General features: G+C 70.7%; 20 protein-coding genes. 17 read left to right on the top strand and 3 right to left on the bottom strand.

Annotation, left to right across the window (positions count from 1 at the left end; translation table 11 throughout):
* Positions 1 to 8 precede the first annotated feature (8 nt).
* The 4 genes from DFO65_RS14360 (at position 9) to DFO65_RS14345 (ending at position 7,638) form a co-directional block, all read left to right on the top strand.
* Positions 9 to 1,295, top strand: coding sequence for an MFS transporter (locus DFO65_RS14360; RefSeq protein ID WP_428844230.1), 1,287 nt, complete (start codon positions 9 to 11; stop codon positions 1,293 to 1,295).
* A 9-nt stretch (positions 1,296 to 1,304) separates the two neighbouring features.
* A complete protein-coding gene (locus DFO65_RS14355) occupies positions 1,305 to 4,697 on the top strand; it encodes an efflux RND transporter permease subunit (protein WP_113905123.1) in 3,393 nt (1,130 codons plus the stop codon).
* Positions 4,694 to 5,467, top strand: a complete 774-nt coding sequence (locus tag DFO65_RS14350; RefSeq protein ID WP_113905122.1) for a CPBP family intramembrane glutamic endopeptidase — start codon at positions 4,694 to 4,696, stop codon at positions 5,465 to 5,467. Before DFO65_RS14355 ends, DFO65_RS14350 begins: the two co-directional genes overlap by 4 nt.
* Before the next feature lie 143 nt (positions 5,468 to 5,610).
* Positions 5,611 to 7,638, top strand: coding sequence for a PhoX family protein (locus DFO65_RS14345; protein WP_113905121.1), 2,028 nt, complete (start codon positions 5,611 to 5,613; stop codon positions 7,636 to 7,638).
* 70 nt (positions 7,639 to 7,708) lie between these two features.
* Here DFO65_RS14345 and DFO65_RS14340 read toward each other — a convergent pair whose 3' ends face one another.
* Both DFO65_RS14340 and DFO65_RS14335 read right to left on the bottom strand, forming a co-directional pair.
* On the bottom strand, positions 7,709 to 8,353 hold the full coding sequence (locus tag DFO65_RS14340; RefSeq protein ID WP_113905120.1) for a VOC family protein: 645 nt from the start codon (positions 8,351 to 8,353) through the stop codon (positions 7,709 to 7,711).
* 158 nt (positions 8,354 to 8,511) lie between these two features.
* Positions 8,512 to 8,997, bottom strand: coding sequence for an inorganic diphosphatase (locus DFO65_RS14335; protein ID WP_113905119.1), 486 nt, complete (start codon positions 8,995 to 8,997; stop codon positions 8,512 to 8,514).
* A gap of 114 nt (positions 8,998 to 9,111) precedes the next feature.
* On the opposite strand from DFO65_RS14335, the gene DFO65_RS14330 reads away from it, so the two are divergent.
* Genes DFO65_RS14330 through tilS form a run of 3 tightly spaced genes read left to right on the top strand, consistent with a single transcriptional unit; the run spans position 9,112 to position 12,627 of the window.
* Positions 9,112 to 10,560, top strand: a complete 1,449-nt coding sequence (locus DFO65_RS14330) for a D-alanyl-D-alanine carboxypeptidase/D-alanyl-D-alanine-endopeptidase (RefSeq protein WP_113905118.1) — start codon at positions 9,112 to 9,114, stop codon at positions 10,558 to 10,560.
* A complete protein-coding gene (locus DFO65_RS14325) occupies positions 10,557 to 11,570 on the top strand; it encodes a zinc-dependent metalloprotease (protein WP_113905117.1) in 1,014 nt (337 codons plus the stop codon). Before DFO65_RS14330 ends, DFO65_RS14325 begins: the two co-directional genes overlap by 4 nt.
* Positions 11,557 to 12,627 carry a tRNA lysidine(34) synthetase TilS gene (gene tilS, locus DFO65_RS14320; RefSeq protein WP_113905116.1) on the top strand — a complete coding sequence of 357 codons (1,071 nt, stop codon included), beginning with the start codon at positions 11,557 to 11,559 and terminating at the stop codon, positions 12,625 to 12,627. Before DFO65_RS14325 ends, tilS begins: the two co-directional genes overlap by 14 nt.
* A 23-nt stretch (positions 12,628 to 12,650) precedes the next feature.
* Here the strand turns inward: tilS and DFO65_RS14315 are convergent, their stop codons facing one another.
* On the bottom strand, positions 12,651 to 13,913 hold the full coding sequence (locus tag DFO65_RS14315; protein WP_113905151.1) for an amidohydrolase family protein: 1,263 nt from the start codon (positions 13,911 to 13,913) through the stop codon (positions 12,651 to 12,653).
* 76 nt (positions 13,914 to 13,989) lie between these two features.
* On the opposite strand from DFO65_RS14315, the gene DFO65_RS14310 reads away from it, so the two are divergent.
* The 10 genes from DFO65_RS14310 (at position 13,990) to DFO65_RS14265 (ending at position 24,047) form a co-directional block, all read left to right on the top strand.
* Positions 13,990 to 15,210, top strand: coding sequence for an MFS transporter (locus tag DFO65_RS14310; protein ID WP_245940799.1), 1,221 nt, complete (start codon positions 13,990 to 13,992; stop codon positions 15,208 to 15,210).
* 56 nt (positions 15,211 to 15,266) lie between these two features.
* The gene (gene hpt, locus DFO65_RS14305; RefSeq protein ID WP_113905114.1) at positions 15,267 to 15,818 is read left to right on the top strand and encodes a hypoxanthine phosphoribosyltransferase; all 552 of its coding nucleotides are present in this window, start codon (positions 15,267 to 15,269) and stop codon (positions 15,816 to 15,818) included.
* 117 nt (positions 15,819 to 15,935) lie between these two features.
* Complete coding sequence (gene ftsH, locus DFO65_RS14300) at positions 15,936 to 18,023, top strand: ATP-dependent zinc metalloprotease FtsH (protein ID WP_113905113.1); 2,088 nt, start codon at positions 15,936 to 15,938, stop codon at positions 18,021 to 18,023.
* Positions 18,023 to 18,640 carry a GTP cyclohydrolase I FolE gene (gene folE, locus DFO65_RS14295; RefSeq protein ID WP_113905112.1) on the top strand — a complete coding sequence of 206 codons (618 nt, stop codon included), beginning with the start codon at positions 18,023 to 18,025 and terminating at the stop codon, positions 18,638 to 18,640. Before ftsH ends, folE begins: the two co-directional genes overlap by 1 nt.
* Positions 18,641 to 18,651: 11 nt before the next feature.
* On the top strand, positions 18,652 to 19,521 hold the full coding sequence (folP, locus tag DFO65_RS14290; protein WP_220151301.1) for a dihydropteroate synthase: 870 nt from the start codon (positions 18,652 to 18,654) through the stop codon (positions 19,519 to 19,521).
* Positions 19,518 to 20,447, top strand: a complete 930-nt coding sequence (gene folK, locus DFO65_RS14285) for a 2-amino-4-hydroxy-6-hydroxymethyldihydropteridine diphosphokinase (RefSeq protein WP_113905111.1) — start codon at positions 19,518 to 19,520, stop codon at positions 20,445 to 20,447. Before folP ends, folK begins: the two co-directional genes overlap by 4 nt.
* Before the next feature lie 28 nt (positions 20,448 to 20,475).
* Positions 20,476 to 20,937, top strand: coding sequence for a DUF3180 domain-containing protein (locus tag DFO65_RS14280; protein WP_113905110.1), 462 nt, complete (start codon positions 20,476 to 20,478; stop codon positions 20,935 to 20,937).
* Positions 20,934 to 21,419, top strand: coding sequence for a PH domain-containing protein (locus tag DFO65_RS14275; RefSeq protein WP_113905109.1), 486 nt, complete (start codon positions 20,934 to 20,936; stop codon positions 21,417 to 21,419). Before DFO65_RS14280 ends, DFO65_RS14275 begins: the two co-directional genes overlap by 4 nt.
* Position 21,420: 1 nt before the next feature.
* Complete coding sequence (locus DFO65_RS14270) at positions 21,421 to 23,163, top strand: PH domain-containing protein (RefSeq protein ID WP_113905108.1); 1,743 nt, start codon at positions 21,421 to 21,423, stop codon at positions 23,161 to 23,163.
* Positions 23,160 to 24,047, top strand: a complete 888-nt coding sequence (locus DFO65_RS14265; protein WP_113905107.1) for a Rossmann-like and DUF2520 domain-containing protein — start codon at positions 23,160 to 23,162, stop codon at positions 24,045 to 24,047. Before DFO65_RS14270 ends, DFO65_RS14265 begins: the two co-directional genes overlap by 4 nt.
* Positions 24,048 to 24,093: the final 46 nt, after the last annotated feature.

The following is a 24,093-nucleotide window of genomic DNA, read 5'->3' as shown; positions in this document are numbered from 1 at the left end:
GCACCCCAGTGAAGAACCACGACGAGACCGCAGACGAGCCGACCCCCTCCGAGGAGGACCGCAGCACCCCCGCGGACGCGACGACGAAGCTGCCCCGGGAGATCCATGTCCTCGTGGCCGCCGCGTTCATCGTCGCCATCGGCTACGGGATCATCGCCCCGGTGCTGCCGCAGTTCGCGGCGAGCTTCGACTTCGGCGTCACCGCGGCGACGATCGTCGTCTCGTCGTTCGCCTTCTTCCGCTTCGTCTTCTCCCCGACCTCCGGGCGCCTCGTCGACGCCTTCGGCGAACGTCGCATCTACATCGCGGGCCTGCTCATCGTCGCCGCCTCCACCGCGGCCGTCGCCTTCGCCCAGGACTACTGGCAGCTGCTCGTCTTCCGCGGCCTCGGAGGGATCGGGTCGACGATGTTCAGCGTCTCGGCGATGGCGCTCATCATCCGGCTCGCTCCCGTCGACGCCCGCGCCAAGGCCTCGAGCACCTATGCGACCGCGTTCCTCGTCGGCAACATCGCCGGACCCGTCCTCGGCGGGGCCATGGCCGGCTGGGGCATGCGCGTGCCGTTCGTCATCTACGCGATCGGTCTCGTCCTCGCCGCCCTCGTCGTCCGCGTCTTCCTCGCCTCCACCGCCGCAGAGGGATCCGCGACGAAGTCGGGCCGCGCCCGCGTCGACGCCCTCGGGGACGCTCCCGTGCAGGAGGTGATGACCTTCCGGCAGGCCTGGTCCGACTCCGCCTACCGGGCCGCGCTGCTCTCGGCATTCGTCCAGGGGTGGTCGGCGATGGGCATCCGGGTGGCCATCTACCCCCTGTTCGCGATCCAGGCGCTGCGCGCCGACACCGCGGTCGCGGGGCTGGCGCTGACGATGTTCGCGATCGGCAACGCCTCGGCCGTCGCGGTCGTCGGCCGCTTCGCCGACGCCCACGGCCGCAAGCCCTTCATCCAGTGGGGGCTGCTCATCCTCGGCGTGACCACCGCGGCGCTGGGCTTCACCGACTCGATCTGGCTGTTCTTCGTCCTCTCCGTCGTCGCCGGCATCGGGTCCGGGCTGGCCAACCCCGCCCAGCAGGCGGCCGTCGCCGATGTCATCGGCCGGGACCGGAAGGGCGGGCGCGTGCTCGCGAAGTACCAGATGGCCCTCGACGGCGGCGCCATCCTCGGACCCATCATCGCCGGTGCAATTGTCGACCGCTTCGACTACTCGTGGGCGTTCGTGCTCACCGGACTCCTCGGCATCATGGCCGCCGCCTACTGGATCACCGGCCGCGAGACCCGACCGCAGACGAAGCGATAAAGTCGGCATGTGAGCTTCCTGACCCGACTGAGCCTGCAGAACCGAGCGCTCATCGCCCTCATCTCCGTCGTCGCCGTGATCTTCGGGGTCATCGGCGCAGGCGCGCTCAAGCAGGAGCTGTTCCCCTCACTCGAGAACCCCGAGGCGACGATCAGCGCGAACTACGAGGGGGCGACGCCGCAGGCCGTCGAACGCGAGGTCACGATCCCGCTCGAAGGAGCGATCGGCGCCCTGCCCGAGGTCGAGGACATCTCCTCGGTGTCCTCGGCCGGCAGCTCCTCGATCACCGTGAGCACGAAGTACGGGGAGAACTCCGACGACGTCGTCCGCGCCATCCAGAGGGCGATCGCCGAGGTCGAGACCACCCTGCCCGAGGGCGTCGAGCCCTCCGTGTTCACCGCCGGGACGGACGACATCCCGGTCCTCGCGCTGTCAGTGACCTCCGACGCCGACCCCGCGCGGCTCGCCTCCGACCTCGAGGACATCGTCACGCCGGAACTGACGAAGGTCGAGGGCGTCTCCCAGGTCTCGATCGCCGGAACCCGGGGCAGCCAGGTCGAGATCCGCATCCGCCGCGGCGACCTCGAGGACCGGGGCGCGAGCCTCGACGAGATCGCCGGGATCCTCCAGGCCAACGGCGTCCCCGCCTCGGCGGGGGACCTGCGCACCGACGACGGAGCCGCGCCGGTCGAGGTCGGTGAGCGCCTCCGCTCGGTCGAGTCGATCGAGGACCTCGTCGTCACCGGCACCGACGGCCCGATCCGGCTCGCCGAGGTCGCCGACGTCCGCCTCGCCGACGAACCCGCCACGTCGATGTCACGCACGAACGGTCGCCCCTCACTGTCGATCTCGATCATGAAGGAGTCCGACGCCAACACCGTCGACGTCTCCCATGCGGTGGCCGAGGAGCTGCCCGACCTCGAACGGGTGATGGGTGGGAACACCGAATTCGTCCCCGCCTTCGACCAGGCCCCGTTCATCGAGCAGTCGATCCACGACCTCCTCGAGGAGGGGCTGCTCGGCCTGGCCTTCGCGGTCCTCGTCATCCTCGTCTTCCTCCTGTCCGTGCGCGCGACGCTCATCACCGCGATCTCGATCCCGCTGTCCCTGCTCATCGCGCTCATCGGACTGTGGATGGGCGGGGAGACGCTCAACATGCTCACCCTCGGGGCGCTGACGATCTCCGTCGGCCGAGTCGTCGACGACTCGATCGTCGTCATCGAGGCGATCAGGAGACGGCACGCGGCAGGCGGGGAGAAGTCCCGGAACATCCTCGCCGCCGTCGCCGAGGTCGCCGGGGCGATCACCGCCTCGACCCTGACCACGGTGGCCGTGTTCCTGCCCCTGGCCTTCGTGTCCGGGCAGACGGGGGAGATGTTCCGGCCCTTCGCGCTCACCGCCACGATCGCCCTGCTCTCGAGCCTGTTCGTCGCCCTGACGATCGTCCCCGTCCTCGCCCACTGGTTCCTGCGCCGACGCGAATCGCGGGTGCGGCTGACGACGGAGGAGCGCGCCGAGGTGCGCCGGGCCAGGACCCGGATGCTCGCGGCGTGGCGAGCCGAGGCGAAGGCCGCGAAGGCGGCGGCGAAGCGGCACAGCATCCTCGACTCCGCGCGCCACGACGCCCCGGGGCCGGCACCCGAGCCCGCCCGCACCGCCGCCGAGGTCGACGAGCTCGCCGCGCTCAACTCCCCGGTGACCCGACTGCAGAGGAGCTACCTCCCGGTCATCGCCGCCTCGACGAAGCACCCGGTCCTCACGGTTCTCGTCGCGCTCGCCGTCCTCGCCGGGACCTCGCTGATGATCCCGCAGCTGAAGACCGAGCTGTTCGGAGACACCGGCCAGGACAGCCTCCAGGTGTCGCAGACCTTCGCCCCGGGAACCGACCTCGCCGAGGCCGACGTCCAGGCCGGGAAGGTCGAGGAGATCCTCGCCGCCGACGAGCGGATCGAGTCCTACCAGGTGTCCGTGGGGGAGTCGAGCTTCGGCTTCAGCACCGGCGGCGGCATCACCGGCAGCCACATCGTCACCGTCGCCGACGGCAGTCAGGCTCAGGCCGTCTCCGCAGATCTGCAGGAGAGGTTCGACGAGCTCGAGGGAGCCGGACAGGTCGAGGTCGTCAGCGGCAGCTCGGCACCGGGATCGCAGACCATCGACGTCACGCTCACGGCCACCGACCCCCAGCTGCTCGAGGACTCCACCGCGCAGGTCGTCGAGCGGCTCGAGCAGGTCGAGACCATCCAGACGGTGACCAGCGACGTCGCCGCCGTCCAGCCCGTCATCGAGGTCCGCGTCGACCATGAGGCCGCCGCCGAGGAGAACCTCACCGAAGCCGCGATCGGCCGGCACGTCCAGCGGGCGATCGACGGGGAGCACATCGGCGAGGTCGTCATCGACGACATCTCCCACTCCGTCCTCCTCTTCGACCGCAGCGCCGACACCGCCGAGAGCCTGCGCGACCTGCGGATCCCCGGCAGGCCCGAGACCCCCGCCCCGACCGCGGACGCCCCGACCGGGCCGGGAGCCGGCGGTGCGGCGGTCGACGGGACCCCGGCGATCGGCGACGACACCGGGGCGGCGCCGGGCACCCGGCCGCGGACCATCGCGCTGTCCGAGGTCGCCGAGGTCAGGGAGGTGATGACCGCGCCGACCATCCGCCACACGAACAGCCAGCGCTCGACCACGGTGTCGGTGACGCCCGCCTCCGACGACCTCGGTGCCGTCTCCGCCGCCGTCGAGTCCGCCGTGGGCGAGGTCGACCTGCCCGCCGAGGTCTCCGTCGCCACCGGCGGCGCCACCGCCGAGCAGGAGGACGCCTTCTCCCAGCTCGGACTGGCGATGCTCGCGGCGATCCTCATCGTCTTCGTCATCATGGTCGCGACCTTCAAGTCCCTGGCGCAGCCGCTCATCCTCCTCGTCTCGATCCCGTTCGCGGCGACCGGATCGCTCGCCGCCCTCCTGCTCACCGACACGCCGCTGGGGCTGACGTCGATGATCGGCCTGCTCATGCTCATCGGCATCGTGGTGACGAACGCGATCGTGCTCATCGACCTCATCAACCACTTCCGCGCCCGCGGAGCCCCGTTGCGTGCCGCCGTCGTCCACGGGGCCCGGCTGCGCTACCGTCCGATCCTCATGACCGCGGCCGCGACGATCTTCGCCCTCGTCCCCATGGCCCTGGGGATGACCGGCGGCGGGGTCTTCATCTCGAAGCCGCTGGCCGTCGTCGTCATCGGCGGCCTCGTCAGCTCGACCCTGCTCACCCTGATCCTCGTCCCCGTCCTCTACCTGCTCCTCGAGACGGCGAAGGAGCGCCGGGCCGAGAGACGTCGGGTCGCCGACATGGCCCGCGGCGAGGTCCTCGATGCCGCCGAGGCGCGCGCGGAGGACGCGAGCCCATGACCGACGGGACTCTCACCCGCTCCCAGCGCTCCCGGCTGTGGTTCGAGCTCGGCCTCGTCGCAGCCCTGTCGCTGGGACAGTCGGCGGTCTACGCCCTCGTGCGCCTGGCCGACATCGTCTCCCGGGGCCCGATCGGCGACGCCGAGGCGAAGCTCAACACCAGCCAGTCGCCGCGACCCGCCTTCGACCTCGTCTACCAGCTGCTCGGGATCGGGTTCGCCCTCGTCCCGGTCGTCCTCGCCCTCTACCTGCTCAGCCGCGATGACGACGAGACCGGACTGACCGCCCGCCTCGGCGTCGACGGCGACGGCGCCCGCCACCTGCGCGACCTCGGACAGGGGGCCGTGCTCTTCGGGGTCATCGGCGCAGGCACCCTGCTCGTCTACGCCGGCGGCAGGGCGCTCGGGATCACCGCCGAGGTGCAGCCGGCCAACCTCGGCGACCACTGGTGGACGGTCCCGGTGCTGCTGCTCGCCGCCGCGAAGAACGGCCTCCTCGAAGAGGTGCTCATCTTCGGCTTCGGGGCCACGAGACTGCGCAGCCTCGGCTGGGGGCCGTGGGCCATCATCGCCTCCCTCGCGCTCTTCCGCGCCAGCTACCACCTCTACCAGGGCATCGGCCCGTTCCTCGGCAACGTCGCGATGGGCATCGTCTTCGGCTGGTGGTTCCTGCGCCGGGGCAGACTGGCCCCGCTGGTCTGGGCGCACTTCCTCATCGACGCCGTGGGCTTCCTGGCCCCGGGGATCCTCGACCTCGTCGACCCCGGCTGACCTGGTTCACCGCGCGTTCATCTGCCGGTGGGGAGCGGTTGACCTGGCAGTGACACCCTCGCACAGGTGTGCCCGGCGCCCCGGGGGACCGAACGATCCCTGCGGGCGGGCGGGATGAGCGAATCGAGACGAGGAGAGAACCGATGGCACCCCTGCGCGAACTTCTGCCCATGGCCGGTCATGTGCGCGGCAAGCGAAGCCCTGTCACCTGCGCGCTGAAATGCGACAACGCCTGCACCAAGGCGATCTGCAACACCTCCGGCAACGGCTACTTCCGCGACATCGTGGGAGCACAGCTGAGCCGGCGCTCCCTCCTCGGCGCCTCCGCCGCGGGCGCCCTGGCGATCGCCGTGACCACCGCGCCCAGTCCGACCGCCCGGGCCGCGGCCGCCGCGACCGGCACCCTCGACTTCACCGCCATCGACCCGGTCCACTACGAAGTCGACGAGTTCGTCGTCCCCTCGGGGTACTCCTGGCACCCGGTCGTGCGCTGGGGCGACCCGCTGTTCCCCGACTCCCCGAAGTTCGACCCCGAGAACCAGACCGTCGACGCGCAGCGGAGGCAGTTCGGGTACAACAACGACTTCCTCCAGATCCAACTCGACGAGACCGGCGACGAGAACCGGGCGGTCCTGTTCGCCAACCACGAGTACACCAATGACGCCATCATGTTCCCCGAGGACATGGACGAGGCGACGAAGCGGGCGATCAGCCGGGACGCGCACGGCCTGACCGTCGCCGAGCTCGTCCGCGCGGACAGGTCGAGCCCGTGGCGGGTCGACGTCAACGGCCGCCGCAACCGCCGATTCCTCATCGACACCGAATACGCCTTCACCGGTCCCGCCGCCGGATCCGACCTGCTCCGCACCAAGGAGTACCCGCAGGGCGACAGGGCGCAGGGCACGCTGGGCAACTGCTCGGGCGGACTGACCCCGTGGGGGACGCTGGTCTCCGGCGAGGAGAACTTCAACTCCTACTTCACGGCGGCCGGCACCTCGGCGGCGGAGAAGCGCTACGGGCTGACCAGCGAACCCTCCGCCTACGGCTGGGAGGAGGACCTGCCGCGCTTCGACACGACCAACCCCGGGTTCGGCAACGAGGCCAACCGGTTCGGCTGGATCGTCGAGGTCGATCCCTGGGACCCGGAGTCGACCCCGCTCAAGCACACGAGCCTCGGCCGGTTCAAGCACGAGGGCGCGAACATCACGATCTCCACGTCCGGCCATGCCGTGGCCTACATGGGCGACGACGAGAAGTTCGACTACCTCTACAAGTTCGTGTCCAAGGGCAAGTACCGGGAGGGCGATCGCGCCCACAACATGACCCTGCTGTCCGAGGGCGACCTGTACGTCGCGAAGTTCACCGGCAACTCGCCGGCCGCCGAGATCGACGGCAGCGGAGGGGTCCCCGCGGACGGCGCGTTCGACGGCAGCGGGCAGTGGCTGCCGCTGGTCAAGAACGGCAGGTCGCGGGTCGCGGGGATGTCCGTCGCCGAGGTGCTCGTCAACGCCCGCCTCGCCGCCGACAAGCTGGGCCCGACGAAGATGGACAGGTGCGAGGACGTCGAGCCCAACCCCGTCAACGGCCGGGTCTACGTCGCCTGCACGAACAATTCCGACCGCGGGAAGTCCGGCAGGGCCGGGGCCGACGAAGCCAATCCGCGCACCGAGAACCGCGACGGGCACGTCATCGAGATCAGCGAGCGCGGGAACAACCACGCGGGCACGACCTTCGACTGGAACCTGCTGCTCGTGTGCGGCGATCCCCGGCAGGGGGACGCCACCTACTTCTCCGGCTTCCCCGCCGATCAGGTCTCGCCGATCTCCTGCCCGGACAACGTCACCTTCGACTCGGCCGGCAACCTGTGGATCTCCACCGACGGCGCTCCCGACGGCATCGGCTACTGCGACGGGCTGTTCAGGGTCACCCTCGAGGGCCGGTCACGGGGCCGCGTCGAGCAGTTCCTCTCGGTCCCGCGCGACGCCGAGGTGTGCGGCCCGGTCATCCACGACGCCGACTCCTCGGCGTTCGTCGCCGTCCAGCACCCGGGCGAGGACGGGACCTGGACCGAGCAGAACTCGCGCTTCCCCGACTACGTCGACGCCACCGACGTAGAGAAGGGCGTCGCCGCGCTGCCGCGCCCGACGGTCGTCCAGGTGCTCAGGGACTGACGCCGCCGTGACGGAGAAGAGGCGAGAACGGGAGGATCCCGCTCTCGCCTCTTTCCCGAGGTGCTGTCGCTCAGATGACGACGAGCCCGTTCTTCTCCGTCCGGAACGCCACGGACATGATGCCCGGCGTGCCGTGGGGAGCCGACCAGTCGATGCTGATCTCGGGCAGGGGCTTGGGGTCCTGGGTGCCCAGCCAGTCGCGCAGGCGGTCGCGATCGCCCGCGATCTGCAGGGTGTCGATCGCGACGCCGGCGTTCGTCCTGTATGCCGAGGGATGCTCGGACGAGTCCGCCGACCACTTGATGAAGAACGGCAGCTGCGGATCGGCGAGGAGGCCCTTGACGCCGATCTGCAGCCAGCGCAGCTCACGGCCGGACTCCGGGGTCCGGTTCCCGTCGACGGCCTTGCGCTGCAGACGCTGCTCGACCTCGCCGAGGTCGTCGACGGACACGCACCAGCCCATCCAGCCGCCGCCGAGCTCGGAGCGGGCGCGGACGGCCTGGCCGAAGGGGGTGGACAGGGCGGCCGGGTGCTCGAGGGCCTCGACGACCTCGAGGTAGTGACCGCGGGCAAGGGGGAAGATCAGGTTTCTCGTGCCGAACCGAGGATGGACGCCGCCGTCATAGGGCGTGACGCCCAGCTTGTCCGCAATCCTCTCGGCCGTCGCGACGTACCCATCGGGTTCACTGGCGAAGGACACATGATCGAGTTTCATGTCTCGAGAATCGCATAACCAAGCTCACACTTCTTATTAGGCTGACCTAATTCGCGAGGAAAGGGATGTGGCAACGAGTGTTGTCGTCGGCCGGGGCCGGACGCGCGACCGCCCGGATGCGGGCATCCGGGCGGTCGGGCAGTGCGGGGAGATCGGGCTCAGTGGGCGTCCTTGAAGCGCGCGATGGACGCCTCGACCTCGGCCTCGGCCTCCGCGCGGCCGACCCACTTGGAGCCCTTGACGTACTTGCCGGGCTCGAGGTCCTTGTAGCGGGTGAAGAAGTGCTCGATGGAGTCGAGGGTGAACTTGTCGACGTCGGACACGTCCTGGATCGACTCCCACCGGGGGTCGCCGGCGGGCACGGCGAGCACCTTGTCGTCGCCGCCGGCCTCGTCCTCCATCTGGAACATCCCGACCGGCCGGACATCGACGAGGACCCCGGGGAACAGCGGCTCGGGAAGCAGCACGAGGACGTCGAGGGGATCGCCGTCGTTGCCGAGGGTGTCCTCGATGAACCCGTAGTCGGCCGGGTACTGCATCGAGGTGTAGAGGTACCGGTCGAGCTTGACCCGACCCGTCTCGTGGTCGACCTCGTACTTGTTGCGCTGGCCGCGCGGGATCTCGATCGTGGCCAAGAGTTCCATGCTGCTCCTTCAATCGGGGTGCGTGAGAGGACTTTCGGATTGCGTCACTAGAATAGAGCCTACAAGTCCCAGCGACGACCACCGGCAGAGCCACCACAGAACGGGAGCCCGAGAGTGAACGAGAAGCGGTCGCCGAAGAAGCTCGTCCTGGGCGCGGTGGCCGGCGCCCTCGGCCTCGGCCTCGTCGGCTACGCCGCCGCGGACGCCCTCGACGCGACCGGCGACCTCCCCAGCTTCCTCACCCTCGAGGCGCCCATCGAGGTCCAGACGGTGCCCGAACCCCGGGCCCGGGCCGCCGAGGTGCCCGAACCCGCCTCGGCGCTCGACGAATCCGCGCCCCGGCCGACCGCACTCGTCGCCACGGTCGAGGACATCCTCTCCTCCTCCGAGGCCGGTGACCTCGGCATCGAGATCAGGGACGCCCTGAGCAACGAGGTGCTCTACGCCAGGGGAGAGGACAGGGGACGCACCCCCGCCTCGGTGACGAAGGTCCTCACCGGGGCCGCGGCGCTCCTGGAGATCGGCGGTGAGGAGCGGCTGAGCACCTCCACCGAGTTCGACCCCGCCACCGCGACCCTCACGCTCAGGGCCGGAGGTGACCCCCTCCTCGGCGCGGGCGAGTCGCGGCCGAGCGCCGTCAACGGCCGGGCGGGACTGCGCACGCTCGCGGTCGAGACCGCGCAGCGCCTGCAGGAGCAGGGCATCGGGGAGGTCGCGCTGCGCCTCGACACCTCCCGCTACAGCGGACCCGACTTCCACTCCGGCTGGTCGCGCGAGGACATCGGCAAGGGGATCATCACCCCCATCCAGCCGCTGATGATCGACACCGGGTACCTCGGCACGGGGGAGTGGCGTCCGCGCAGCGAGCATCCGGCCGAGGACGCGTTCGCCGTGTTCTCCAAGGAGCTCGGGGCCGCCGGGATCACCGTCACCGACGACCCGACCATCCCCGCCGCCACGGCGGGGACCATCGCGAGCCCGACGGCCGCGCCCGCCCTGGAGGGAACAGTTGCCGCAGTCGAGTCCGCGACGATCTCGGAGCTCGTCGAATACGCTCTCGTCCACAGCGACAACGTCGTCGCCGAGGTGCTCGGGCGGGAGGTCGCGATCGCCTCGGGGCAGCCGGGAACCGCGGAGGCGGCCCCGGCCGCGGTGCTCGCGGCCCTCGAGGAGTCGGCGGACCTCGGGCAGACCCACCTCGAGGACACATCGGGGCTGACGTACGCGAACCGGATCTCCCCGCACGACCTCACCGGCGTCCTGCAGGCCTCCGTCGTCGCCGAGGACTCCCTGTCAGGGCTCCTCGGCCACATGCCGGTGGGCGGGCTGACCGGGACCCTGTCGACCCGGTTCACCGACGACGAGTTCGCCGCCGGACTCGTGCACGCGAAGACCGGGACGCTGTCCACGGTGACCTCCCTGGCCGGCGGGGTCCTCGACCGCGACGGCCGGTACCTGGTATTCACCCTCCAGGTCGACGAAGTGAAGAAGGGCGAGACATTGGACGCACGGAAGACCATCGACGACATCGTCACGGCGCTCGCGAACTGCGGCTGCCGATGATCATCGACGAGAGGATCGCGGCGCGCGCCGCGAAGGAGCTCGTCCCCGCCGCGCGCGTCCCCGACCGCGACGAGCTCAGGGAGCTCGTCACCGGGCTCAAGGACAATGCGCTCACCGCCCAGGACCTCGTCGTCGACTCGTTCCTCCTCGAGCCCGGGCACGCCGACGACGTGCGGGGCCGGCTGGCCGCCGGCTCCGTGCTCGTCCTCGACCAGCTCGGGTGGATCAGGGCCAACGCGCAGTCGCTCAACGGACTCGTCGACGTCACGGCCCTGCCCTCACCGCCGGGGCCCGCGACGAGGGCGGCCGCCGCGCTCGAGCTCGCGTCCGTCATGTCCCTGCTCTCGACCCGGGTCCTCGGCCAGTTCGACCCCTTCGCCGAGGAGACCGGGCGGCTGATGTTCATCGCCCCCGCCGTGCTCGCCGCCGAGGAGGCGATGGACGTCGACCGCCGCGACTTCCGGATGTGGGTCGCACTCCACGAAGCCACCCATCAGGTGCAGTTCGCCGCCGCGCCCTGGCTGCGCGACCACATGCGCGAACTCCTCTCCCGGCTCGTGTCCGCGCCGCTGCGCTCGCCGAGCTTCTCCTCCCTGGCCGAGGTGTTCGCGACCGCGGCGCGGATCGTCAGGGGCGAGGCGAGCATGCTCGACTTCGTCACCGACGAGGACATGCGCTCGGCCCTCGCTGAGGCCTCCGCGGTGCTCAGCCTGCTCGAGGGGCACGCCGACGTCGTCATGGACGAGGTCGGCCGCGACGCCATCGGCAGCGTCGGCACTCTGCGCCGGCGCTTCGAGGCCCGCCGCGACGCGGGACAGGGCTTCCTCTCGAACCTCCTCGGCATGAAGCTCAAACTCGCCCAGTACCGCGACGGCGCGAGGTTCGTCCGCGCAGTCCGCCGAGAGGTCGGGCAGACCGGCTTCTCCGCCATCTACGCAGCTCCCGCGCACCTGCCGACGAGCGCGGAGATCCAGACCCCGCGGCTGTGGCTGGACCGTGTCCACGGGTGAGGGCGCTCGCCGACCGACCCTCGACCCCGCCAGCGCGGCGATCCGCACGGCGGTGCGCGAGGCGCTGACCGCGCACCCGGACGGGGCGGCGTGCCGGGCGTCGCGGGCGGCGCGGGCGGCGAGCCGATCTGCGCCGCAGGTGATCGTCGCGGTCTCCGGGGGAGCGGACTCGATGGCGCTGCTGTCGGCCTGCGCCTTCCTCCACCGCCGGGGCGAGCTGAGGGCCCGTGCCGTGTGCGTCGACCACGGACTCCAACCCGGGTCCGCCGAGGTGGCCGAGCGCGTCCGCGCCACCGCCTCCGAGTGGGGCGTGGACACCGAAGTCGTGGCGGTCGAGGTGACCGGCGGTCTCGAGGGGCTCGAGGCCGCCGCCCGGACCGCGCGCTACCGCGTGCTCGAGGACGCGCGGCGCCGCAGCGGGGCGAGCTGGGTGCTCACCGCCCACACGAGGAACGACCAGGCCGAGACCGTCCTCCTCGGGCTCCTGCGCGGATCCGGGACGCGGTCGCTGGCGGGCATGGCCCCGACCACGGGCCGCATCCTGCGCCCGCTGCTCGGGCTCGACCGCGCCCTCACGGAGGCCTCGTGCCGGGCCCAGGGCATCGCGGTGTGGGACGACCCGATGAACGCCGACGCCGCATTCGCACGCGTGCGGGCCCGGACCCTGCTCGCCCGCCTCGAGGCCGAGCTCGGTCAGCCGATCACCGCGAACCTCGCCCGCACCGCGGACCTGTGCCGGGCCGACGCCGACTGCCTCGACGAGTGGGCCGAATCAGTGCTCGAGCAGCTGACGGGCCGCGCCGAGACGCGTCCGGACGAGATGGGTCTCGCCGGACTGGGCGTCCTCGACGACGCCATCCTCAGCAGGGTGCTGCGGTCCTGGCTCCTGTCCCTCGGAGTCCCGGCCCAGAACCTCGGCGCCGAGAGGATCGCCGATCTGTGCCGACTGGTCCGGACCCGAGTGGGACGGGGGCCGACGCGGCTCTCCCTGCCCGGAGACACCGAGGTCGTCGTCGGCCGCGACCGCCTGAGGTTCCGCACGGTCGACGTGCCCTGACGCCGGGTCAGTGCACTCCCGCCTCAGCGGATTCCGCCGAGGAGCTCACCGCCCGAGGCGACGAGCACCCCGCCGCGGTAGACGTCGCGGTCGGCGGGAGCGTCCATGATCGCCGAGGTGACCGTGTCGGAGTCGACGAGGAGGAAGTCCGCTCGCGCGCCGGTCCCGAGACCGAACTCCGAGTCGGCGGTCAGCGGGGTCCCGTCGGGCCGGGCCCCGGCCATCACCTGCGCACCCCCGCGCGAGGCGATGTCGAGGCAGGCCTCGATGTCCTCGTCACGGCGGAAGCCGTTCGTGAACGCCAGCTGCCACGTCCGCCGGAGCAGGTCCCCGTCGCCGTAGGGGCTCCAGTAGTCGCGCTGGCCGTCCTCGCCGAGGCCCACGGCCACCCGGTGCTCGGCGAGGAGGCGCTGCGGCAGGCACCCCTTGGACGGGGCGACGGTCGTGCACGAGATGCCCGCCTCGGCGATGAGCTCGACGAGGCGGCGGACCTCGGGCTCGGGGTTCGTGTGCAGGGCGAAGGCATGCGAGATCGTCACCCGGCCGGCCAGTCCCAGCGTCCGGGTCCGGTGGGCGATCTCCTCGATCGACCACGCCCCGGCGCTCCCGCCCTCGTGGAGGTGGATGTCGGCGCCCTTTCCATGCTTCTCGGCCAGGGAGAACACGATGTCGAGGTGCCTGACCGGGTCGCGGTCGTACTGCAGCGGATCGAGCCCGCCGATGAGGTCGGCCCCCTCGCTCAGAGCGGTGTCGAGAAGCTCGCGGACCCCGCTCTCCCGGACGATCCCCGCCTGCGGGAAGGCGACGATCTGGGAGTCGAGGACGTCGGCATGGGCGGCGAGCGCCTCCCGCACGCCCTCGAACCGCTCGAGGCGGCAGTCGCCGTCGATCTGGGTGTGCGAGCGGATCCGCACCCCTCCCGAGGCGACGATGGCGGCGATCGCGAAGGAGGCCTGGTCGCGCACGCTGCGCTCGCCGTGCCGCCAGTTCACGCGGTCATTCATGATGTATCCGTGGAGGGTGCCGTCCGCGGTGTGCGGGCGGAACGTCTGGCCCATCCGGTTCGAGTCGAGATGCGCGTGCACATCGCCGAGCCCCGGCAGCAGCAGGCGCCCGCGACCGTCGATCCGCGTGTCGTCAGCCGCGCGCTCGGCGTCCCGGTCGGTGCTCGGACCGCGGTCGGCGCTCGGGGTGATCGCGGCGATCCGCCCGTCGGCGATCTCGACGTCGACGCAGGGGTCGTCGTGGTGGCGGGAGAACAGTCGCACATCGGTGAGCATCGGCATCCTCCCAGGGTAGCGCCTCGGCGGGACAGGGCCGGTGGCGGCGGGCCCGGCCGGATCTGACAGGATGAGGGTCATGATGTCGCAGCCCCCTCATGAACTGAAGACCGGGCGTGGACTCGACGCACTCGCCCTCCTGTGCCTCGTCCTCATCGCCGCCTCCCTGCGGCCCGCGGCGACCTCGCTCGGCCCCGTGCTCGCCGAGGTGCAGTCGGAGTTCGCCCTCCACGAATGGCAGGTCGGGCTGCTCACCGCGCTGCCCGGAGTCTGCTTCGCGGCCTTCGGGCTCGTCGCCATCCCCCTGCTGCGCCGGCTCGGCCTCTTCACGACCCTCGCCCTGTCCTGCGTCCTCATCGGGGCCGGGATCCTCGTGCGCGCCCTCGTCGGCGACTGGACCGGGTTCGCGCTGCTCACGGTGCTCGCGCTCATCGGGATGGCGGTGGGCAACGTCGTCCTGCCCGTCTACGTCAAGGCGCGCTTCCCCGAGCGCGGGCAGCTGGGGTCGACGGTCTTCACGGTGTCCCTGGGGCTCGGGGCGATGTTCCCGTCCCTGTTCACCGCGCCGCTGGCGCAGGACTTCTCCACGTGGCGCGTCGGCCTCGGCGCCTGGGCGCTCATCCCGGTGGCGGGACTCGTCGTCTGGATCGTCCTGCGCGCGGCGCACTCGGTCCCCGTCGTCGGCGCCTCGGCCACCTCGGCGCCGGAGTCGCAGGCCCCCCGCCGGCACATCTTCACCTCCTCCAAGGCACGCTTCATGGCGATGTTCTTCGGGCTGCAGTCGGTCAACGCCTACGTCCAGTTCGGGTGGCTGCCGCAGATCTACCGCGACGCCGGCCTCGACCCGGTGCTCGCGGGAGTGATGATGACGATCGTCACCTTCGGCGGCATCCCCGGCGGCTTCATCGCCCCGCAGATCATCGCCCGCGGCATCCTGCCCAGGACGATCGTCGCGAGCTTCGCCGTCGCCGGGGTCCTCGGCTACCTCGGCCTGCTCGCGATGCCCGCGACCCTTCCGGCCCTGTGGGCGGCCCTGCTATCCTACGCCGGATTCGCCTTCCCCGCCGCCCTGGCGCTCATCACCGCCCGCACCCGGGCGGTGTCCGTGACCGCCCGCACCTCGGCGTTCGTCCAGCCGATCGGCTACGTCCTCGCCGCAGTCTGCCCGCTCGTCGTCGGCGGCCTCCTCGGACTCAGCGGCGGATGGACGGTGCCGCTGCTGTTCATGATCGGCGTCTGCGTCCTCATGGGCATCACCGGGGTCATCGCCGCGGCACCCGGCAGCGTCGACGACGAGCTCTGAGATAATGTAGGAGCGCCGCTTCCGGCACTCGCCCCAGCAAGGAGAATCGAGCAGACGTGGACATCAACGACCTCGGCAACGACATCGAGAAGGTACTTGTCTCCGAAGAGCAGATCGCCGCACGGCTCGTCGAGCTGGCCGCCGCCATCGACGAGGACTACCGGGACAAGGACATCCTGCTCGTCGGCGTCCTCAAGGGCGCCGTCATGGTCATGGCCGACCTCGCCCGCGCCCTGCACTCCCCGGTGAAGATGGACTGGATGGCCGTGTCCTCCTACGGCTCGGGGACGAAGTCGTCGGGCGTCGTGCGCATCCTCAAGGACCTCGACACCGACCTCTCCGACAAGCACGTGCTCATCGTCGAGGACATCATCGACTCCGGGCTGACCCTGTCGTGGCTCGTGCAGAACCTCCGCAGCCGCGGGGCGGCGACGGTCGAGATCTGCACGATGCTGCGCAAGCCCGAAGCGGTCAAGGTCGACATCGACGTCAAGTACGTCGGCTTCGACGTGCCCAACGAGTTCGTCATCGGCTACGGCCTCGACTACGCGGAGAGGTACCGCAACGTGCCGTTCGTCGCGACGCTGGCCCAGCACGTCTACACCTGAGGGTCGCCTGTCAGCGCATTCTGCCGTTCCCAGCGGCAGGGACTAGGCTGTGGGGGATGCTCTCGGGCAGCCGCGGCAGCCTGAGCAGTCAGCCCACATCACTTCCAGAGAGGACCTATGGCCGAGTCGAACAAGCGTCGCCCATTTCTGACCAAGGCGACGAAGGGCCCCTTGATCTGGATCGTCATGGCACTCCTCGTGGTGTCCGTCGGAGCCCTGCTCTTCAGCCGGGTCGGATTCAGCCAGATCGACACCGAGCAGGGTCTGCGGCTGCTCGAGGACAACAAGGTCGAACAGGCGAAGATCGTCGACCGCGATCAGCGCGTCGACCTCACGCTCAAGGACGACCTCGAGATCGAGGGCACCGACTTCGGCAAGAAGGTCCAGTTCTTCTACGTCGAGCAGCGCGGCGATCAGGTGATCGAAGCCGTCGCCGACGCCGAGCCGAGCAAGGGATTCACCGACGAGGTGCCGCAGCAGAGCTGGCTGATGTCGCTGCTGGGCACCCTCATCCCGTTCATCATCATCTTCGTCGTGTTCTGGTTCCTCATCTCGCAGATGAGCGGCGGGAAGATGATGAACTTCGGCAAGTCGAAGGCCAAGCTCGTCAACAAGGAGAACCCCGACGTCACGTTCGCCGACGTCGCCGGCGTCGACGAGGCGCTCGAGGAGCTCGAGGAGATCAAGGAGTTCCTCGCCGAACCCGAGAAGTTCAAGGCCGTCGGCGCCAAGATCCCCAAGGGCGTCCTCCTCTACGGGCAGCCCGGCACCGGCAAGACCCTGCTCGCCAAGGCCGTCGCCGGTGAGGCCGGCGTCCCCTTCTACTCGATCTCCGGATCGGACTTCGTCGAGATGTACGTCGGCGTCGGCGCCTCCCGCGTCCGCGACCTCTTCGAGCAGGCGAAGTCGAACGCCCCCTGCATCATCTTCATCGACGAGATCGACGCCGTGGGCAGGCAGCGCGGCGCCGGGATGGGCGGCGGGCACGACGAGCGCGAGCAGACTCTCAACCAGCTGCTCGTCGAGATGGACGGTTTCGACGTCAAGACGAACGTCATCCTCATCGCCGCGACCAACCGTCCCGACGTCCTCGACCCCGCGCTCCTGCGGCCCGGCCGGTTCGACCGGCAGATCCCCGTCGAGGCCCCCGACATGAAGGGTCGCAAGCACATCCTCGAGGTCCACGCGAAGGGCAAGCCCCTGGCCGACGAGGTCGACCTCGGGCAGGTCGCGAAGCGGACGCCCGGCTTCTCCGGGGCCGACCTCGCCAACGTCCTCAACGAGGCGGCCCTGCTCACGGCGCGCGAGGGCGCCAAGGTCATCGACAACCGGATCCTCGACGAGGCGATCGACCGGGTCATCGCCGGCCCGCAGAAGCGCACTCGCCTGATGAACGACAAGGAGCGCCTCGTCACCGCCTATCACGAGGGCGGGCACGCCCTCGTGGCGGCCGCGATGAATCAGACCGACCCGGTGACCAAGGTGACGATCCTGCCGCGCGGACGGGCGCTGGGCTACACCATGGTCATGCCCGATGAGGACAAGTACTCGACGACCCGCAACGAGCTCCTCGACCAGTTGGCCTACGCCATGGGCGGCCGGGTCGCCGAGGAGGTCGTCTTCCACGATCCCACCACCGGGGCGAGCAACGACATCGAGAAGGCGACGAAAATCGCCCGCAAGATGGTCACCCAGTACGGGATGAGCGAGAAGCTCGGCATGGTGAAGATCGGCGACGACAACTCCGAGCCGTTCGCCGGTCGCGGCATGGGCGGAGGCGACGACCACGGGGACTCGACGCTCTCGGCGATCGACCGGGAGGTCCGGGAGATCATCGACGCCGCCCACGCCGACGCCTACTGGGCGCTCACGCACAACCGCGACGTCCTCGACGACCTCGCCTACCAGCTCCTCGAACGCGAGACGCTCGACCAGGCGCAGCTCGCCGAGATCTTCGCCCCGGTCGTCAAGCGCCCGCAGCGCGACGTGTGGCTGGCCAACGACGAGCGGCCCGTCTCGGAGCGCGGACCCATCGACCCGCCGGTGCGGCTGAATGCCGAGAATGGATCCGAGGCCGGGATCTCGGTGGCGCCGGGAGACGACACGCTGCGACCCGCGGACACCGCGGGACCACCGGCAGGCAGCACCGACGACCAGGGACCGTCCGGCACTCCGGACCCAGACGACAAGGGGAACGCGCACTGATGCCCGAACTCGACGACCTGTCCGCCGCTCTGGACAGCGCCGGACTGCCCGGAGCCGCAGTCGACCAGGAGAGGATCGCAGCCGCGGTGCGCGAGATCCTCATCGCCGTCGGCGAGGACCCCGACCGGGACGGGCTGGTCGAGACCCCGGCCCGGGTCGCCAGGGCCTATGCGGAGATCTTCGCGGGCCTCCACCGCGACCCCTCCGAGGTCCTCGGGGTGACCTTCGACATCGCCCACGAGGAGATGGTGCTCGTCCGCGACATCGACCTCTACTCGACGTGCGAGCACCACCTGGTGCCGTTCCACGGGGTCGCCCACATCGGCTACATCCCGAACAAGCAGGGCAGGGTCACAGGACTGTCGAAGCTCGCCCGGCTCGTCGAGATCTTCGCCCGCCGGCCGCAGGTGCAGGAGCGCCTGACCGCGCAGATCGCCGATGCCCTCGTCGAGCACCTCGAACCGCAGGGAGTCATCGTCGTCGTCGAGGCCGAACACCTGTGCATGACGATGCGCGGAGTCCGCAAGCCCGGGGCCTCGACGATCACCTCGGCGGTGCGCGGACAGCTGCGCGAACCGGCGTCCCGGGCCGAAGCCATGAGCCTCATCCTGCGCTGAGGCCGATCGCGATGTCCGAGACGACCGCACCGACGCAGATCATGGGCGTCCTCAACGTCACCCCCGATTCCTTCTCCGACGGCGGCCGCTTCTTCGACCCCGCGAAGGCTCTCGCGCACGGTCTCGAGATGCTCGAGGCCGGCGCGGACATCCTCGACGTCGGCGGCGAGTCCACCCGGCCGGGCGCGGTCAGGGTCGACGAGGACGAGGAGCTGCGCCGGGTCGTCCCGGTGGTCCGGGAGCTGTCCGCCACCGGCGCCGTGATCAGCGTCGACACGATGCGCGCCCGCGTCGCGGAGGCATCGCTGGCCGCCGGCGCGCACATCATCAACGACGTCTCGGCCGGACTGTCCGATCCGTCCATGCTCGGGGTCGCGGCCGCCGCCGACGTCCCGATCGTCCTCATGCACTGGCGCGGCCACCTCGAGCGCGCCGATGCGACGTTCCACTACGACGATGTCGTCGCCGAGGTGCTCGCCGAGCTGCGTGAGCGCATCCGCGACGCCGGCCGGGCCGGGGTCCGGCCGGAGAACATCATCGTCGACCCGGGACTGGGATTCTCGAAGAACGCCGAGCACAACTGGCAGATCCTGTCCGCCCTCGACGAGTTCGCCCCGCTGGGCCACCGGCTCCTCGTCGCCGCCAGCCGGAAGCGCTTCATCTCCAGCCTGCTCTCGCCCGAGGATCCGACGCTCGCGCTCGAAACCGAGAAGGACCAGGCCACGGCTGTCATCTCCGCCCTCGCCGCTCGTGCCGGCGCGTGGGCCGTGCGCGTCCACGAACCGCGGTCCTCGGCGATCGCCTGCCGGGTCGTCGCCGCCATCGCCGCCCACGCCCGCCGCGGGGAGGCCCATACCCCGGCACCGGAGGGAAGACCATGAGCACACCCGGGCGTCCCGGCGAACCGGACCGCATCGCACTGCGGGGACTGACCGTGCGCGGCAACCACGGGGTCTTCGAGTTCGAGAAGCGCGAGGGCCAGGACTTCGTCATCGACGTCGTCCTGAACACCTCGGTGGCACGGGCCGCCGCCAGCGACGACGTCGCGGACACGATCCACTACGGGCACCTCGCCGAGGACGTCGCGGCGATCGTCGAGGACAACACCTTCGACCTCATCGAGACCCTCGCCGAGCGGATCGCCGAGCACTGCCTGAGCCTGTGCGAGAGCGTCGAGGTCGTCGTCCACAAACCCAGCGCGCCGATCCAGCGCGCCTTCGACGACGTCAGCGTCACCGTCGCGCGCAGCCGCTCCGCGGCGGCCCCGCACAGGAGCACCGGAGGGGAGGCGTCCTCCGGGAGCGCCGAGGCGGTGCTCAGCCTCGGGGCCAACCTGGGCGACCCCCGTGCCACCCTCGACGAGGCCGTCGCGGCCCTCGACCGGCACCCGCGGATCACCGTGCTGCGCCGGTCCTCGCTCTACCTCACGGCACCATGGGGCGGGGTCGAGCAGAACGACTTCCACAACCTCGCCGTCATCGTCGAGACCAGCCTCGAGGCGAAGGAGCTCCTCGCCGTGGGTCAGGGCATCGAGGTCGCCTGCGGGCGGACCCGCGAGCTGCGGTGGGGACCGCGCACCCTCGACATCGACCTCATCCGCTTCTCCACCGGCGGCGAGGAGCTCGTCAGCGACTCCGCGACGCTGACCCTGCCGCATCCGCGGGCGCACGAGCGGGCCTTCGTCCTCGCGCCCTGGGCCGAGCTCGACCCCGACGCCCAGGTGCTCACCCCGGCCGGGCGCACCCCGATCAGCACGCTGCTGGAGACCCTCGCCGAGCAGAAGACCTCCCGCGTCGCACCGGCGTGAGCCGACGACTTCTGACAGACTGGGGGACATGCAGCGCACTTCGACGAGCACTCTTCTCCTCTGGGCGGGAGTCGGCGTCGTCCTCGCCCCCGTCATCGATGTGGTGCTCGAGAGCCAGGGGCTGAGCCTGCCGGGTCTGCCGTGGTTCGCGATCCTCGGGATGCTCGTCCTGTCCGCGGTCCTGCTCGTGCTCGGATACCCGATCAAGCGGTGGAACGACGGGGACCGGACGAAGGAGATCGACCCGCTGCAGGCCGCCCGGGTGGCCGTGATGGCCAAGGCCAGCGCGATGACCGGAGCGGGACTGAGCGGCTGGTACCTCGGCAACGCCGCCTACTACTTCCTCTCCGCGCCCGGGATCCGCAACGATCTGGCGGCAGGTATGCTGTTGGCAATGGTCGCGGCGGCCACCCTGATGATCGTGGGCCTGATCGTCGAGAGCTTCTGCGCCCTGCCTCCCCACGATCCCCCAGGAGCCGAACCCGCATGAGCACCACCCCGGAGCATCCCCTCGCATTCGTCCGGGTCAGCCCGAAGTACGGTCTCAAGGAGATCGTCGGGATGCTGATCCTCGCCGTTCCCGGGATCGTCGCGGCCCTCGTCTGCGCGCTCATCTTCGACCAGCTGCCCTGGCTACACCTGATCTGGATCGGCATCGCCGTCCTCGCCCTCGTCACCGGCATCATCACCCTGCGCCAGGCCAGGGCCATCGGCTACGCCGAACGCGAGGACGACCTGCTCGTGCGGCGCGGGATCATGTTCCACCGCACCACCGTCGTCCCCTACGGCCGTCTGCAGTTCGTCGACGTCGACTCCGGACCCGTCGACCGGCTCTTCGGCCTGGCCACGGTCAAGCTGCACACCGCCTCGGCGAGCACCGACGCCACCATCCCCGGACTGCCGCGGGCCGAGGCCGAGCGGCTGCGCGACTCCCTGGCGGGATTGGGCCGGGCGAACCTGGCGGGGCTCTGAGATGTCGGACGAGAACCAGCGCCCGGCGGATCCCGCCGCACCCGAGGTCTGGCATCGGGTGCATCCGCTCACCCCGATCCTCGACAGCCTCGGCGTGCTCGTGGCCATCGTCATCGGCGCCGCCTATGCGGCGCAGAACCTCGTCCAGAACGCCCTCGAGGGACTGGCCACGGGGGAGGGCGTCGACCTGTCCTTCGCCGGGTGGCTGCGGAGCCATCCCCTCGTCGTCCTCGCCGGCGTCGGCGGGATCGTCCTCGTCCTCCTCGTCGGCGGACTGATCAGCTGGCTGGCCTGGAAGGTGATGGGCTACCGGCTCGAGGCCGACGCGCTCTACGCCCGCTCGGGCCTCTTCGTCAAGAAGCAGCGCAAGGCGCGCCTCGACCGGGTCCAGTCGATCGATCTGCGGCAGAAGCTGCTGCCGCGGGTGTTCGGCCTCGCCGAGCTCGTCTTCGACGTCGCCGGAGGCAGCGACTCCAATGTCTCGCTCAAGTACCTGAGCCGGCGCAGGGCCGAAGTGCTGCGCGACGAGCTGCTCGCCGCGGTCCGGGCCGTCAAGGAGGACCGGAGCACCGCCCCGGCCGGCTCCTCGACGGCCGTCGGTCCGGGCGCCGGATCGGTCACCGATGGGCCGGACGACGGTCCCGACACCGCGGTCGAGACCCCGGGCGTCGACACCTCGGTGCCGGAGCGCCGCGGCGACAGCGTCGGGGTGCGCGTGACGAAGAGGCTCAGCGCGATCGCCGGGGGAGCGGTCGGCGAGGTCGAGGACAGCCTCAACGAGATGCTCGCGCCCTACCAGGTCTCGACCCGGCTCGGCGATGAGGGCGAGATCATCCGCGTGCCCGTCCACCGCGTCGTCCTCGCCTCCCTGCTCAAGACCGAGACTCTCATCACCGTCCTCATCTTCCTCGGGATGTTCGTCGCCGTCGGGGTCCTCCTCGTCCTCGGCCTCACCGAGGTCGCGATCCCGCTGCTCTTCGGCGTGATCCCCGGGCTCTTCGCGGCGGCCGCGACCGTGCGGAAGGACTTCGCCAACGCCAACTTCGCCGTGCGGATGACCGACAGCGGTCTCGCCGTCAGCCACGGACTGTTCTCCGTCTCCCGCAAGGTCATCCCGCTCGACCGGGTCCAGGCCGTCTGCCTCCACCAGCCCTTCCTGTGGCGGTTCACCGGCTGGTGGAGGGCCGAGTACAACATCGCCAGCGGCTCGGACTCCGCGGACACGAACCTGCTGCTGCCCGTCGGCGACATCGACCAGGCGCTGCTGATGATCGGGCTCGCCCTGCCCGACCCGCAGGTCGCCGACGGCATCGACGCCCGCAGCCTCATCCTCTCCGCCATGTACGACCGCCGGTCCACCGAACCCGACGCCGAGGCGGCCGAGGCGAGATTCTCCCGCCAGCCGCGCTCCAGCCGTCTCATCGATCCCCTCGTGTACCGGCGCCGCGCGTACACACTGACCCCGGCCCTGCTCATCCTCCGCCTGGGAGCCCTCGAACGGCGCGTCGACTTCGTCCCGCACGAGCGGGTCCAGTCGATGCAGTACCGGCAGGGGCCGCTGATGCGCGCCCTCGGCCTGGGCTCCGTGGCGGTGCACTCGACGGCGGGCCCGATCCGCCCCCAGGTCACCCACCAGAGCGAGGAGCACGCCCTGCGCTTCTTCCACGAGCACGCCCAGCGCACCCGGCTGGCCCGCCAGCGCTTCGACGCCGAGGCCCGAGTGGGCACGGAGGACCGACGATGACGACGGACGCCCCTCGACTGGGGATCGGGATCATCGGCTGCGGAAAGGTGGGAGCCGTCATCGGAGCCGCCTGGAGGCAGGCCGGGCACGCGATCATCGGCGTCAGCGCCACCTCCGCGGTGAGCCGCGACCGCGCCGAGGACATGTTGCCGGGGGTGCCGGTGCTGGCCCCCGACGACATCGCCGAACGCGCCGAGCTGCTCCTGCTCGCGGTCCCGGACGACGAGATCGGGTCCCTCGTCTCGGGTCTCGCCGCTCTCGGCCGGATCCACACCGGGCAGATCCTCATCCACTGCGCCGGACGGTACGGCACGGACGTCCTCGAGGCGGGCACCCGCCTCGGCGCCCTGCCCATCGCCCTCCATCCCTCCCTGTCCTTCACGGGCACCGCCGTCGACCTGCCCCGGCTGCGCCGGTCGACGGTCGCGGTCACGTCCCCGGCCCCGATCCGGCCGGTGGGGGAGGCGCTCGTCGTGGAGATGGGCGCGGAGCCGATCGAGGTCGCCGAGGCGGACCGTCCGCTCTACCACGCCGCGATCACCCACGCCTCGAACCACACGATCACGATCATCAGCGAAGCCATGGACATGCTCGCCGAGGCGGGGATCGAGGATCCGTCTCGGGTGCTGTCGGCACTCGTCGACGCGAGCGTGTCGAACACCCTGCAGAACGGATCGAAGGCGCTCACCGGCCCGGTCAGCCGTGGAGACGTCGGCACCGTCGAGGCGCACCTGGCCGCACTCGGCGAGTACAGCCTCAGCGTCTCGAATCCCGCCGCCCGGGACAGCTATCGGGCACTGGCGCGATCGACCGCCGCGAAGGCGCTGGGCCTGGGCCGCATCACCGAGGCGCAGGCCCAGGAGATCCTCAGCCGCCTCGACTGAGCGCGGCAGGGGCGGATTCCTCCTGCGGGCGGCGACCACGGTAGCC

It is taken from the genome of Brevibacterium sanguinis (assembly GCF_003315415.1).
GTDB classification, from domain to species: Bacteria; Actinomycetota; Actinomycetes; order Actinomycetales; family Brevibacteriaceae; genus Brevibacterium; species Brevibacterium celere_A.
The sequence above is the reverse complement of the archived record's forward strand: the minus strand, read 5'-3'. Positions and strand labels throughout refer to the sequence as shown.